The sequence below is a fragment of the Lysinibacillus sp. NPDC093216 genome, assembly GCF_050280325.1.
Taxonomy (GTDB): domain Bacteria; phylum Bacillota; class Bacilli; order Bacillales_A; family Planococcaceae; genus Lysinibacillus.
The window spans coordinates 1-15039 of record NZ_JBNNVB010000034.1 but is presented as its reverse complement, the minus strand read 5'-3'; the positions used below and the strand labels follow the sequence as shown (position 1 = coordinate 15039).

Here is a 15039-nt window from a genome sequence, read left to right as displayed (position 1 = left end):
AATGTTTCTTGCATGGGTGCAAGAAACTATGCTTGAGAATCGAAATATGATTTTTTGGCCATTGAATTTGTGCCGCGAACCTCACTGCCAGAGTAGTTCATTTGCTCAGTCCGAGGTCGTACATTATCCAATGTCAGATTGACAAATTGTAGTGATTGGAACACTAGTTTTTGATTTAAATCGTTTTGTTTTTTTAAGTCATTGATAATTTGCAATAATCTATTGCGAACAGCTGAGAGCGTGTCTTTTTCAGTCTGTTGTTCAGCAGCCTTGATGACATCTGCGACAGTTGCTTTGTCAGTTGAAGCAAATCCTTTTGCCCCAAGGTAATCCGTTACCTGTTTCTGACGCTGTTGCTCGAGCTTATCGATGGCTGCTACATGTGCCTGCTCATCCTTGAGCATTTGGTCTAGTGCTTCGATATCGCCAGCTGTAATGATTTCGGTTTTTTTAATGGCTAGTTCAAGTAAGCTTTTATGCATTCTTTCTAACTTTGTTAATGTAGAACAGATCGCTTCTGTAGACATTTTGCTAAGCACCCTTTCTGATATTCCTTAGAAACGATAATATTTCAGCATATCTTCTGCAACTTTGCGAGCGTCCACTTTGTATTCACCTGAATTGATATCTTTTTTTAGTTGTTGTACGCGTTCTGCACGCTCTGTGCTGTATGTTGAAACTCCTTGCATCTCCTGTGCAGTTTTTGAAATTTCGATTTTATCTGCAAAAGATGCCTTGTTAGCGCTTGATTTTACATCGCGCACCTGATTTTTATAGGCGTTCACTGCATTAATCCCATAAGATGTAATTTTCATTTAATAACCCCCTATCTAAAAAGCTTATCTTCCTATTATTTCGGATTGTCTCACATAATGTTAAGTTTTCAAATATAAAAAAGTGTGCTAATTTTGTTTAAAATTAACACACTTTAGGCCTTTAGCGTTTTCGTTCTGCGTGATATGTTACACGATCACGTTCTGCAACACTATCACGGAACTCCTTCGCCGCTTCAAATGTACGTAGCTCCGACTTTAATTCATCCTGACATTTTGTACATAGCTTACCTTTTGTCGTTAGATGACCACAGTTATCACATGGATAGCCAAGATTAGGGAACATCGCAGTCTGTAAGCGTCCCTTGCGTACCCATTTATACAATAACTCCTCTTCAGCTCCAGTTGCTTCAACAATACGTTCTACTGTCGCAGCACGGTTTTCACGTTTACGTAAAAAGCGATAAACGATTTGATATAAGTCCTCTTCAGATTGAGCGCACTTATGACATACTTCTCTGACCCCTGTATAATTAAAAAACTCATTACATTTCGGACAATTACGAACCTCTGCCATCACTCTTCCTCCTCTTACATATAACTGCTAGATACGAATCTTATTTACTCGTAATCTATTATACACAATGCATTAGCATTTTCATCCATTAATTAGTGTGAAGCTTTTGATATTTCTAGCACCCGCATTCATTAAAATCTCGGTGGCATGCTGTAAAGTAGTTCCTGTCGTTTTTATATCGTCAAAAAGAAGATATTCTTTATGCTCTACATGTGCTCCATCCATCAAACGGAAAAGAGAAGCTGCATGGATACGCTGCTCTTTATTTTTGGAGCTTTGAGTTTCTGTCGTCGTCTTTTCTAAGAGTTGCAAAAAAGGAATATTAGCTGCCTTTAATAACTCCTCCATATGCGAAAAGGTACGTTCCCTTTGCTTAAGTGGGTGCATAGGAATCGGTATAATGGTTGCTTTTTCATGTTTGAAGCGCGCATATAGTTCCTGCCGAAATACTTTAGCGAGAGCTACATCCTGTAGAAATTTATATTGATGCAAATAATCTTTCATCGCATCGTTATATTGGTAAAGTGCTGTTACTGTTGAGGAATATTCAAATCGAGCCGAGCATCTATCACAAATGGTTGGGTGAAATTGTTTGGTTAAAAGCATTTTCCATGAAATTGCTGATTGCAAAGGCTGTGAGCATAATAAGCATAGTGTTTCAATTTTATTCATTGTGAAAATCCTTTCTTATTATAATAAAGAATTTTAGTACGCGCATCATCCATTTCAATCGTAATACCATGATGGAAAAATACAACGTCTCCATCTGCAAAATTGGCATTTCGACCAACTCGTCCTGCAATTTGTATAAGTGCACTTGAAGTAAAAATGGTTGATTCTGCCCCAATCACTGCAACCTGTACATTCTTGATCGTAATCCCTCTTTCTAAAATGGTCGTAGTCAGTAAACCCGGAACTTCTTCATTTCGTAATTTAAGCACTTTTTCTTTACGTCCAGGATCCTCAGCATGTACTGCCATGATGCTTCCATCTAATAACTGAAAAAGAGGCGTAGCTATTTTCATTAACTCTACTGTCGGGAAAAATAATAGAAAAGGCTCTTTTCGTGCAAGGCGTTCCTCTGTCCATTGCTTTATCTTTCGCGGGATCTTTCCTCGTTTCAAGCTTTTTTCATAGTTCCATAGGGAATGAAATCGAGGGACTGGTAATGGACGATTATGATAGCGCTTTGGGATAAATGAATAGCTCTCATTTTGATATTGAGTAAGTAATTTATGCGAAGGTGTTGCTGTGACCAACATTATTGGTGCGTTTTCTGTTTTTGCCTTTTGCACTGCGCTTTGTAAGGTTTCATCAAATGTATATGGAAAGGCATCCGCCTCATCAACAATCATGACGTCAAACGCCCGCTCAAACCGATACAGTTGATGAGTTGTCGCCAACACAAGTTGGGCATAACCAACCTGTTTTGGTGAACCACCATATAAAGCATGGATCATCGTTTGCGGGAAAACTGTTTGAAAGCGTGGATATAACTCTAGCACTACATCTGTACGAGGCGTAGCGATACATACCCGTAAGCCCTGCTCTAACGCATAATGAACAGTCGGAAAAAGTAGCTCTGTTTTTCCAGCCCCACATACTGCATGGATAAGATGGGAACGTTTTACTTTAACACTTTCTAGCATTTCCTTTGCCGCCTGCTGTTGAAGCACTGTAAATTGCCCCGCCCATTTGAGTGCATGCTTTCTTGTTCTAATTGCGTGAGGGCCTGTCCAAATCATCAATTGCGTACAGCTACTCACTCTCCCCATATTCAGACAATGTCTACAATATACACATTGCTGCTGGCACTTTGAACAATCAAACGTTGTAAATTGCTGAGGATTATCATTACGGCACCGATTGCATCTTAAATGTGGCTCTTTTTGAATCCCTTCTATTATATGGAAGTATTGAAGATTGATTGATTTCTCGATATCTTCCTTGGAAAATGGGGCATGCTCCTTTAACCAAATACGTCCTTCATAAAAATCTCGTAATGCAGGTGGCAACAACCAACCTTTGTATGTCATTGCTTTGCTCCTTTCATGTGACTGATTTTTATCAGCGATTTTCGTGAGTTTATCAGCGATTTCTGATCTTTTATCAGCGATGTTCGCGGGTTTATCAGCGATTCTCTTACTTTTATCAGCGATGTTCACGGGTTTATCAGCGATTCTCTTACTTTTATCAGCGATGTTCACGGGTTTATCAGCGATTCTCTTACTTTTATCAGCGATGTTGAAGAATTACAGGCGATCCCCCGCTTCACCCGACAAAACGGTATACCCAAAAATAAAAAAACAGCCTCTACAAATTTGCTGTAGAGACTGTCTCACTTAATATTATTTTTTTGTCCAGCCTAGCCCCATTGCGCCTTCACCTAAATGCGTGCCAATGACGGGACCGAAATAGCTTAATTTAAAGTTCACGCTCGGGTAGGTTGCTGCTAGTTGTGCTAGCCATTCTTCTGCTTCAGCCTGGCAATTGCCGTGGATCACGACAGCGTCCAGTGCTTCATACTTTTGAACATCCTCAGCTAGTAGCTCCTCCGCACGCTTTAATGCTTTTTTACGCGTACGAATTTTTTCAAAAGGTACAATAACCTTGTCCACAAAATGCAGTACTGGCTTTACTTGTAATAAGCCGCCAATTAATGCCGCTGCTGAAGACAAACGTCCCCCACGTTGTAAGTGCGCTAAGTCATCTACAATGAAGTAAGCACGAATTGATTGCTTCATGTCTGCCAATGTAGCGAGAATTTCTTTTGCAGAAGAGCCCTGAGCCGCCATTTCAGCTGCTCTTAAAGCATAAAAACCCTGTACCGCACAGGATATTTCACTATCAAAAGCGTACACATCAATGTCCTCTACCATCTCGCCTGCTTGAATTGCACCTTGATATGTTCCACTGATTCCACTTGATAAATGAATTGATATTACTTCATCATACTCTTTTGCCAGCTCTTCAAAGAGAGAGGCAAATTCTCCAATTGGGGGCTGCGTTGTTTTTGGGAATTCTTTTGCCCCGCGTACTTTATCATAAAATTCAGATGCTGTGATATCTACTTCTTCTGCAAATAGTTGCCCTGAGATATTTACACTTAACGGAATCATATGAATGTTTAAGCGTTCTCGTTCCTCAGCCGGAATATATGCAGTACTATCTGTTACGATTGCTGTCCTCATCCATGTCCACTCTCCTATTCTAAATAGTTTACATGCAATTGCGCCTCGGCGCAATTGTTGCTGTCGCTTCGCTTTCGCACAGATAAAAAAATTGTTGCTGTCGCTTCGCTTTCGCACAGATAAAAAAATTGTTGCTGTCGCTTCGCTTTTACTACAGATAAAAAGAAATGAATGTGAAATGAATTACGACGTTACGTAATCTCGTCTAAATGTCGAATAGAAGTAAGTACACTCCCCTTTTTCAACCTTCTAGACATCTGCTAAATTGTTAAACTTAGCTTCCATTTCACATTCATTTTCTATGTATACAGATTTATCTTCATTCAATTAATCCTTCTATTAAATAAATACAGGCTCATCACTATAACTTGGGGTTGATTTCCGTTCCAGCTAGGCAAGTCCAATGAGTTGTTGGGCGTGATGCTTTTTGCCTTCGTTCCTCTATCTAGCTCGCTCTTGACGCTAATCTCAGAAAATCACCCAACCTCAACTCTTAGTGATGAGCCTGAATGAAGATATCCTCATTTTATTTGCCAGTAGTTGATTTCGTTTCATCTCCAGTATAGAAGACGCTAGTAACCTTCCAGAGTCCATCTTCTTTGACGAATACTGTCACTTGTTGTCCTGCACTTTCATGCTTTATATTTGTTGTAGTTTGTACTATATGCGATGTTAAATTTGAATAGACCTGTGCTTCATTTTCGCTATATTTTATAATCGTAGTATCTTTAGCATCTCGTTTAACGTCTGACTGTTTAAATACTTCTTTAATGTAGTTCTTTTCTCCCTCATAATTGAAACCTTTTGGATTCTTTGAGAGTGTTTGCATATAACGATCAATTTCTTTTGAATTGAAAGCCGTAATATATTCATTAAAGGCTGCTAATATCGCTTTGTTTTCTTCAGCAGGGATATTTTCTGCCTTTGTTATTTCCCCACCATTCTTTTCAAACCCGACGGTTCCATCATCAATGATTTTTTGTCTTTCTTCTGCACTCATTTCATCATCTTTTTTATTACCACAGGCAGTTAACACTAATGTAGTTAACATTAATAGGGTAAAAACTGCTAGAAAACTTTTCTTTAACATCAAAAAACCTCCCGCGCATATTGTAGCATATAAATCCCGTTGTAGGAATTTTGTTGTGCATTTTCAACATTTAGGTGTTACGCCTTCCTTATGACGCCCATGGTTTTAAAATGTTGCACTATTACTATGTATAAATTGTTACACCTTTTATATGACATTTGGCTATTGTGGGTAACTTTCACTAAAAAAACTGCTTTAAAAACTACTAAATAAGATAGTAGCCTTTAAAAACAGCTTTAATTTCAATATATGTTATTAGCGTACTTCAACCCAACCATTTTTAATGGCTGTAACAACAGCTTGTGTACGGTCGTTTACATTCATTTTTTGTAAAATGCTTGAAACGTGGTTTTTAACTGTTTTTTCAGAAATGAACAGGGTCTCACCAATTGTACGGTTAGATTGTCCATCTGTTAATAATTGTAATACTTCACATTCACGTTTTGTTAGTAAATGGAATGGGCGACGAATTTCTGTTTGATGGAAGTTACCTTTATTTTCATGCTCAGAAAGACGACGGAATTCCGCTACTAAATTTTTAGTTACTTTTGGATGTAGGTAAGATCCACCATTCGCAACTACTTTAATGGCTTCAACAATTTCGTCAGCATCCATCTCTTTTAGCATATAGCCAAGTGATCCAGATTTTAGCGCATGTGTTACGTATGTTTCATCATCATGAATGGATAACATAATAACCTTCGCATCTGGGAATTCACTAATTAATTCTGCCGTTGCCTCTACTCCATTTTTCCCCGGCATATTGATATCCATTAGTACAACATCTGGTTGATTTTCAGCATATAAAGAAACCACATCCGTACCATCGTCACCTTCTGCTACTACGTCAAATGTATCTTCAAAATCTAAAATACGTTTTACTCCTTCGCGGAATAGCTGGTGATCGTCTACAATTATAATCTTCGTCATTTGTCTTTACCCCCTAAAATTCTCCAACAATCGTTTTACACTACTTCTAACGGAATTTTAAATAAAACCGTCGTACCTCGATTTATCTCACTTTTAATTGAGATTGTCCCATCCAAAATTTCGATACGTTCTTTCATACCTAAAATCCCAAAGGAATGGTCTTTAACCTCCTGTGGATTGAAACCTATACCATCGTCCTTTACAACGATATTTACGGCATTTTTCAACCACTCCAGTTTTACCCAAATATCTTTACATTTCCCGTGCTTCATGGCATTTGTAACACATTCTTGCACTAACCGGAAAATAGATACTTCATAATTTGATGGTATACGCTTTTCGGTGCTTCTCGATTGGAAATGAACTTCAACTCCAGGATTATATTCAGTCACTGTCGATAAGTATTTTTTTAATGTCGGAACAATTCCCAAATCATCAAGTGCCATTGGTCTTAAATCATAGATTATACGTCGCACCTCTGATAATGCATTACGCACCGTTTTCTTTAAATCAGCAATTTCAGCCAAAGCATATTCAATGCCCTTTTCACGATACGTTCTGTCTATTAAATTAGTGCGCATCAGTACATTTGCCAGCATTTGAGCAGGTCCATCATGAATTTCCCTAGATAGACGTTTGCGCTCCTCTTCTTGTGCTGCAATAATTCGTATACCAAAATCTTGTTTCATTTTTGCTTGTTCAAGTGCCAAACCAACATTTTTTAAATCTGAAGTTAAGTAATTCAAAACGACATTTACTTGATTGACAATATGATCTGCACGTTCAATCGTATCGAGTAACGCTCTTAATCTTCTCTCTAAATCATCTCTTTTATCACGTAGTTGCTTTTCTTGTGTTCTAATAACGGAGAGTTTCACTTGAAAATCATGTGCAGTTTCATATGCTTCTCTAACTTGTTCTTCGGTATAATTATCAAAAGCTTTACTTACTAACACAAGTCTTTGCTTAGCGAGCTGTGTACTTTTTTCTAAAGCATCGCCTTCATCAATAACAATTGAAACTTGTTTTCGAACAATTTCTAGCTCTATTTTCATATCTTCGAAATTTCTTCGGCTTTGTTCGCTTATAATAAAGATATCATCTTTTGAGCTCATGATTGTTTCTAACATTCGATTAAATATGTCATCAAGCGACTTTAAATCGAAGGTATCATTTGAAAACATAGTATACTCCCCAGTCTAATGTCTTATGATTACTTACTATTTCAATAGACCAATTACATAGTCTACACCTATTATAGCATTCTCATGTTAAAATTTAATGCTTTTTCTTTATGAAAATTATAGAATAGAACTCTACTTTAAAGGAGATTGATACTGATGAGAGAAAACTATTTAACTGTAAAAGGATACGGAGAAAGTGAAATTGTTATTTCAAAATCTCGCTTCCTTACTTATATAGAACGTGCAGAAACGGAAGAGGATGCAATTTCTTTTATTGAACGCATAAAAAAATTGCATCATAATGCTACACATAATTGTTCAGCCTATATTATTGGAGAGCATGATCATATTCAAAAAGCAAATGATGACGGGGAACCTAGTGGCACAGCTGGCGTCCCTATGTTAGAAGTCCTAAAAAAACAAGGGTTAAAAGATACGGTCGTTGTCGTCACACGCTACTTTGGTGGCATTAAGCTTGGCGGTGGCGGTCTTATTCGAGCGTATGGAAAAGCGACAACAGAAGGATTACTTGCTGCCCAAGTAGTTGAACGCAAGCTTCACCATTTTATGAACATTTCCATTGATTACACTTGGCTAGGTAAAGTAGAAAATGAAATTCGAGGTTCTTCATATACTTTAGAAGAAATTCGCTATTTAGAAGGCGTCGAAATTATTGTATCCGTATTAAAAGAGGAAGAAGAACAATTCCAAAACTGGGTAACAGAAATGACAAACGGACAAGCAAATATTGCTTTTGAGAATGCTCAATTTATTGAATTTGTTGTGAAATAAATAGTTTTAATTGTCGAATGCTAAATATCCATAGTATAATTTTAATATTGAGCTATTTTATCTTTTACACATTTTCTAAGATTACTTGAATAAGTTTAGTTTAATCGCTTTATTATTCCCAAAATTCAGAGGAGAATATATTAAAAATGAAAAATAGAATTAAAAGCAAAAAGAGGTCTTCCAAAGCTTCCATAATTATAAAAGTTTCCCTTCTTCTTGTTGCTAGTTTACTAATTTGCGCAACTGCTTATGGTGTATATATTACGAAGCAAGTAAAGCATGCAGCTGACTCAGCACATGAAGAATTAAAAGGTCGAGACATTTCAGCACTTCGTAATGAGAAGGTTGAACCAGTACACGATAACGTTTCAATCCTATTTGTCGGTGTTGATGATAGTGAAGATCGCGGGCAAGGCTCTGAGAACTCACGTTCAGATGCCCTTATTCTAGCAACATTAAATAATAAGACAAAAACAATTAAAATGTTGAGTATCCCCCGAGATTCTTATGTATATATTCCTTCAATGGGACGTAATGATAAAATTACTCATGCACATGCTCATGGTGGAACAATTTCAACAATTGATACAGTAGAAAAACTATTAGATGTGCCAATTGACTACTATGTTCGTATGAACTTTAATGCGTTTATTGACGTTGTTGATGCATTAGGTGGAATTGAAGCTGATGTACCGTACAAGTTACACGAAAAAGACGAATTCGATCGCAATGCCATCAACTTAGAGCCTGGTTTACAGCATTTAAACGGAAGTCAAGCACTTGCACTCGCAAGAACACGTAAGCAAGACAATGATATTGAACGCGGCAAACGTCAACAAGAGATTTTAACAGCGATCATCAATAAAGTTTCTTCGGTAGAATCCATTACAAAATACGATGATGTCATTAGAGCACTTGGTGATAACATGAAGACAAATATGACATTTAGCGAAATGAAGTCATTCCTATCTTATTTATCACAAGGGATGCCACGTATCGATTCTTTAACATTAGATGGTACAGATGATATGTCTACTGGTATTTACTACTACCAATTAAATCAAGAATCGGTTGATGAAGTATCACAAACGCTAAAAAACCATCTTGACACAAATAAAGCATCTAGTAGCTTAACGAATAAAAATACTGATAAAGATAACGCTGCTGGCGAAGATTCAACAGATAAAGATAGCACTCAGTAACTATAAAAGCCTTTCCACTTTAAATTGTGGAAAGGCTTTTTGTTTGGCATGATTTCGTGATGTTTGCTTAACGTGGAAATTATAGATTGGAGCACTTATTGACCTGAGTTTTGCTCTATGTTACTCGAGCAGTTCTGAGTTCTACACTTGAGCGGATTTTCTCATTTTCTCCTTGCCTAAGCAGTTCTGAGATTTACCTACGCGGATTTCCTCCTTGCCTGAGCAGATATCCACCGTACCCTAGGAGTTTAACAGCCTACCTGAGTAGTTTTTGTCAAATTGGGCAGCTTATATTGGGATTCGCCGCTAAAAGTGTGAGTTGCGCCGCTAACCTAAGGAAGAACGCCGCTAAAACATAAAGTTGCGCCGCTAATCAGGCAAATATCGCCGCTAAAATCCGAAATTCCGCCGCTAACCAAGCAAGGAACGCTGCCATAACATAAAAGTTTTTCTCTTTACCCGAGCCGTTCTCCGACCCACCTGAGCACTTCCCCACCTCACCCGAGTAATTCTCCACTCTACCTGAGGGCTTTTTCGCAAAGATTCGAACTTCTTACAAGCCCACTTCCCTCTATGCCACCTAAGTAAGATCACATAAAGTAAAAAAGCAACCATCCGTAAAATGGATGATTGCTTGAATGTTTTATTTATTAAATATCCGCACAAAATTCAATAGTGGTTTATAGTTCTTACCCGCGAGTCCGATGACTTCAACCAAAATTTCAATTGCAGTTAAAATGACAGCTACGAGTAAAATGGCACCCCATACCTTTGCCATTGAGAAAATGATGGCTGCTAAACCAAACATGATGGCAATCCCATAAATAATGAGTACTGTTTGACGATGTGTGAAGCCCATATCTAGTAAACGGTGATGTAAGTGTGATTTATCTGGATCAGACCATTTTTTCTTCATACGCACGCGACGAACAATCGCGAAGAATGTATCAGAAATTGGCACACCTAGTATAATAACTGGGATAATTAATGTTACGACCGTTACATTTTTAAATCCAAGCAATGCGAGCACTGATATCATAAAGCCAAGGAATAAGGCTCCTGTATCTCCCATGAAGATTTTCGCTGGGTGAAAATTGTAAAATAAAAATCCAAATGTTGCTGCTGCTAAAATGGCTGCGATTGCTAAAACGAACATATTGCCCATAATAAATGCCATAACGGCTAAAGTAATAAGAGCAATCGTTGAAACACCTGCTGCTAGGCCATCTAAGCCATCAATTAAATTAATGGCATTTGTAATACCAACAATCCAAAGAATTGTTAAAGGGATACTTAGTAATCCAAAATTTAATTCACCTACAAATGGTAAATTAATCATATCAATTTGAATGCCACCTACAAAAATAACGATAAGTGCCGCAACAAGCTGACCAATTAATTTTGCTTTTGCGGAAATTTCACGCATATCGTCTATGACACCTGTTGCTACGATAATACAAGCTCCAATTATAATTGCCAGTAAAAAATCGCTGCCATTTTCATTGTATATCAAAATCGGTTGGAATATAGCCACAGCTATTAAAAACGCAAGGAAAATCGCCAATCCCCCAAGTCTTGGCATAATTCGTGCATGTACTTTTCGATAGTTTGGTGCATCGACAGCACCTATTCTGAATGCTAATCGTTTAACTAGTGGAGTTAACAATATTGAAGCAACAAATGCTGCTATTAAAGACACGTAAAGCATGTCTCTCCTCCTCAAAAAAATAATCTACATTTAAATTCTAATTGATTATAGCACGAACAGACGCCGAAATATACTTTTTCTATTTATTTTCCACCATTTCACAAATATTATTCTTCTTTTTCAAATTGGAAGAATGCTGCATGTCAAATGTAGTCATCATTCGTAAAATTTGATAAAATAATGTAGTGTCTAGCATTTAGACAACTTAAAAGGAGCGTATATTTCATGTTCTCAATTTTCAAACGCAACAATGAGCAAACTAGTGCTCGTCAATTAAAACGCTACTATAAAATAGTAGATCAAATCAATAGTCTTGAAGAAAAATATGTAAATAAGTCAGATGATGAATTAAAAGAAATGACTTTTATTTTCAAGGATCGTTTAGAGCAAGGTGAACCAATTACATCTATCATCCCAGACGCATTTGCTGTTGTACGCGAAGCCTCAAAACGTGTATTAGGTATGCGTCATTTTGATGTACAGCTTATCGGTGGTCTTGTTTTAACTGAAGGCAATATTGCAGAAATGCCTACAGGTGAAGGTAAAACGCTTGTCGCTTCTCTTCCTTCGTATGTACGCGCATTAGAAGGTAAAGGTGTTCACGTTATTACTGTTAATGACTATCTAGCTAAGCGTGACTACGAGCTTGTCGGCCAAATCCATCGTTTCCTTGGTTTAACAGTTGGTTTAAATATACCGATGATGGAGCCAGATGCCAAAAAAGAAGCCTATAACGCCGATATTACATATGGTGTAGGTACTGAGTTCGGATTTGACTACTTACGCGACAACATGGCTCATAGCTTAGCTGATAAAGTACAGCGTCCTTATCACTTCGCCATTATCGATGAAGTCGATAGTGTCCTTATTGATGAGGCAAAAACACCACTTATTATCGCTGGGAAAATGGCTGCGAATGATGAACTACATCGCATTGCCTCTATGCTAGCAAAACGTTTTAAAGAAGAAGAAGATTACGATTTTGATGAAGAAACAAAAGCTACTTCTTTAACAGATAAAGGCATTGAAAAGGTTGAGGCTGCCTTCAATGTTGATAATCTTTATGATCTTGAACACCAAACACTTTACCATTATGTGATCCAAGCAGTTCGTGCACACGTAATGTTCAAGCGTGATGTTGATTACATCGTAAAAGATGACAAAATCGAGCTTGTTGATATGTTCACAGGTCGCATTTTAGAAGGTCGCTCGCTATCTGATGGCTTACATCAAGCAATTGAAGCAAAAGAAGGCGTAACGATTACTGAAGAAAATAAAGCACAGGCACAGATTACAATTCAGAACTATTTCCGTATGTATCCGAAGCTTTCTGGGATGACGGGTACGGCGAAAACTCAGGAAAAAGAAATCCGTGAAGTATACGGCATGGAAGTTATTCAAATTCCAACAAACCGTCCACGTCAACGTGTCGATCAGCCTGATATTATTTTCAACAAACAAGAAGATAAATATAAGTTCGTAGCAGCTGAAGCTAAACGTCGTCACGACAAGGGACAACCTGTTTTAATTGGGACAACGTCAATACTGCAATCTGAAACAGTAGCCGAATACTTAAAGAAAGCAGGCTTAAAATTCCAATTGCTGAACGCTAAAACAGTTGAGCAAGAGGTTGAGCTGATTTCACAAGCTGGTCAGAAAGGTCGTGTTACTGTAGCAACAAATATGGCCGGCCGAGGTACAGATATTGTGCTAGATGAAGCCGTTCACGAGCTTGGAGGCTTATATGTCATCGGTACCGAAAAGCATGAAAGCCGCCGTGTAGATAATCAGCTACGTGGTCGTTCAGGTCGCCAAGGTGACATAGGTGAAAGCCTCTTCATTCTCTCTATTGAAGATGATATGTTCCGCCGTTATGCAAAAGAAGAGGTTGAAAAATTCTCAGAAAAAATGATTGTTGATGAAAAAGGCATTATCCAAAATAAAGAGGTTCAAGAACTTATTAACCGTACACAACGTATTGTTGAAGGCTCTCAATACGGTATGCGTGATTACAACCTAAAATTAGATGATGTTATCAATGACCAGCGTACAGTTATTTACGGTCTACGTGATAAAATTTTAGCTGGTGAAGATTTAATGGGTGAGCTAAAAAAAATGCTAAGTGAAACGGTTGATTTTGCTGTTCGCGAAGCTGCTCCAGATGAACTCCCTTCAGTGGAATGGGATTACGATCAAATGGAAAGCTCTCTCAATTCACTATTTATTACTCCTGTCACAATAGACCGTGAAGTGGGTAAAGTAAAACAAATTTTAGCTGATATTCAACCTTCTGAACAAGAGTTGCTTGATCATATGGAAAAATTTTCTGACAACGCAAAAGTAATGAATGTTATTCCACAAGTGATGCTAAGCTACCTAGACAATGGCTGGGTAAAACATTTAGAAAACATGGCACATTTAAAAGAAGGAATCGGCTTACGTCATTACCAACAAGAAGACCCGATGCGAATTTACCAACGTGAAGGCCTCGAGTTATTTGGAATGAATTTCCAAGAATTACGTCGTTCTATTATTATTGAAATTACAGGCTTCATGAAAATGATTGAAGCACAAATGGAGGTACAATAATGGGCTTATTCTCATTCTTTAAAAAATCAGACAAACTAGGGCAAGAAAATACAATCGATTCTAAGGATCTACTTCAAAACATCGAAGTAGAAAATACAGACAATAATCAGGATGTTGTGACGAAATTATCTTATCATCCAGATTGGGAAGTGCCTCAAGAGCAAAAATATATATTTAATTTCCTTGCTAATGAGCTAGAACCATTAAAGCCAAATCAATTATCACTTTCTTCTATTAGTATAGAAGAAGATATGCGCTCTAAAAAATGGCATGTGCGTGCATTTTTCCGCTCATCATTACCTCAAGCAATTGAGCTTGGTGAAATTGAGCTGTTTATTATGGATAAAAATGACGAGCTTGTAGCATCTAAAAAATTCGACTTTGCAGCACTTGGCACAATTCCAGCAGAAAGTGCTCGTCCATGGGTATTTGAATTTGAAAAATCAACGATAAAAGTCGATGAAATACCAGAAGATGGCTGGAAAATCGCATTTAACCTTGTTTCCCTTCGCGGTCACCAATTAGAATTAGACCCATCATGGGAAAAACAACTACCTGAAGCACAAAAAGAGGAACTTGCAAAAATCGTAAAAACTTTACCTAAGTTAGGTGAAACAGAAGTAAACTTCACCGGCCTACAAGCGAAACTTGCTGATAACGGTAATTTTAATGTGTCTATCTTCATTCGTAACGGACATAATAAAGCTATTAACCTAGAACAATTACCACTAGAAATTATTGACGCAACAGGCAAACAAATTGCAAAAGGTTCATTTAAAATGGATCCAATATTAACTGTGCAACCAAACTCAACAAAGCCATGGACATTTATCTTCCCTGCAGAGCTTGTTGACGCGAAAGATGCCGACCTTTCTCGTTGGACAGCACGCGTAACGCAATAAAGTGTTGAAAGAGGCTGGGACATAACTAGCTTCAATTAGTGAGAAATCCGAATTTGAATGAATTCAAATTCGGATTTCTCTATTTTTTATGTTGTCTCCAT

The 15039-nt window shown here is 37.6% G+C and carries 14 protein-coding genes; 4 read left to right on the top strand and 10 right to left on the bottom strand.

Going from position 1 to position 15039, the window contains the following annotated elements:
* Positions 1–26: 26 nt before the first annotated feature.
* The 9 genes from ACQKOG_RS24130 to ACQKOG_RS24090 all read right to left on the bottom strand — a co-directional run bounded on the left by ACQKOG_RS24130 (position 27) and on the right by ACQKOG_RS24090 (position 7745).
* Positions 27–527 carry a flagellar protein FlgN gene (locus ACQKOG_RS24130; protein ID WP_370078351.1) on the bottom strand — a complete coding sequence of 167 codons (501 nt, stop codon included), beginning with the start codon at positions 525–527 and terminating at the stop codon, positions 27–29.
* A gap of 27 nt (positions 528–554) precedes the next feature.
* Complete coding sequence (gene flgM / locus ACQKOG_RS24125) at positions 555–815, bottom strand: flagellar biosynthesis anti-sigma factor FlgM (protein ID WP_370078353.1); 261 nt, start codon at positions 813–815, stop codon at positions 555–557.
* A 121-nt stretch (positions 816–936) separates the two neighbouring features.
* A complete protein-coding gene (locus ACQKOG_RS24120; protein ID WP_370078355.1) occupies positions 937–1350 on the bottom strand; it encodes a TIGR03826 family flagellar region protein in 414 nt (137 codons plus the stop codon).
* A gap of 81 nt (positions 1351–1431) precedes the next feature.
* Complete coding sequence (locus ACQKOG_RS24115; protein ID WP_427448391.1) at positions 1432–2022, bottom strand: ComF family protein; 591 nt, start codon at positions 2020–2022, stop codon at positions 1432–1434.
* Positions 2019–3386, bottom strand: coding sequence for a DEAD/DEAH box helicase (locus ACQKOG_RS24110; protein WP_427448390.1), 1368 nt, complete (start codon positions 3384–3386; stop codon positions 2019–2021). Before ACQKOG_RS24110 ends, ACQKOG_RS24115 begins: the two co-directional genes overlap by 4 nt.
* 312 nt (positions 3387–3698) lie before the next feature.
* On the bottom strand, positions 3699–4541 hold the full coding sequence (locus ACQKOG_RS24105) for a DegV family protein (RefSeq protein WP_370078359.1): 843 nt from the start codon (positions 4539–4541) through the stop codon (positions 3699–3701).
* A 526-nt stretch (positions 4542–5067) separates the two neighbouring features.
* Positions 5068–5631, bottom strand: coding sequence for a nuclear transport factor 2 family protein (locus ACQKOG_RS24100; protein ID WP_370078361.1), 564 nt, complete (start codon positions 5629–5631; stop codon positions 5068–5070).
* Between the two features lie 255 nt (positions 5632–5886).
* Positions 5887–6561 (bottom strand): response regulator, encoded by a 675-nt coding sequence (locus tag ACQKOG_RS24095; protein ID WP_132360514.1) that lies wholly within the window; start codon positions 6559–6561, stop codon positions 5887–5889.
* A 35-nt stretch (positions 6562–6596) separates the two neighbouring features.
* Positions 6597–7745, bottom strand: a complete 1149-nt coding sequence (locus ACQKOG_RS24090; protein ID WP_370078363.1) for a sensor histidine kinase — start codon at positions 7743–7745, stop codon at positions 6597–6599.
* A 156-nt stretch (positions 7746–7901) separates the two neighbouring features.
* On the opposite strand from ACQKOG_RS24090, the gene ACQKOG_RS24085 reads away from it, so the two are divergent.
* Complete coding sequence (locus tag ACQKOG_RS24085; protein ID WP_370078365.1) at positions 7902–8537, top strand: YigZ family protein; 636 nt, start codon at positions 7902–7904, stop codon at positions 8535–8537.
* 146 nt (positions 8538–8683) lie between these two features.
* A complete protein-coding gene (locus tag ACQKOG_RS24080) occupies positions 8684–9739 on the top strand; it encodes an LCP family protein (RefSeq protein WP_370078367.1) in 1056 nt (351 codons plus the stop codon).
* 643 nt (positions 9740–10382) lie between these two features.
* Here ACQKOG_RS24080 and ACQKOG_RS24075 read toward each other — a convergent pair.
* Entirely contained in the window at positions 10383–11447 is a 1065-nt protein-coding gene (locus tag ACQKOG_RS24075; RefSeq protein WP_427448389.1) for a glycosyltransferase family 4 protein, read from the bottom strand.
* 225 nt (positions 11448–11672) lie between these two features.
* Between ACQKOG_RS24075 and secA2 the strand changes: the two genes are divergently transcribed.
* Positions 11673–14036 carry an accessory Sec system translocase SecA2 gene (gene secA2, locus ACQKOG_RS24070; RefSeq protein ID WP_427448388.1) on the top strand — a complete coding sequence of 788 codons (2364 nt, stop codon included), beginning with the start codon at positions 11673–11675 and terminating at the stop codon, positions 14034–14036.
* Entirely contained in the window at positions 14036–14938 is a 903-nt protein-coding gene (locus ACQKOG_RS24065; protein ID WP_370078373.1) for an accessory Sec system S-layer assembly protein, read from the top strand. The genes secA2 and ACQKOG_RS24065 overlap by 1 nt, the downstream gene beginning before the upstream one ends.
* Positions 14939–15039: the final 101 nt, after the last annotated feature.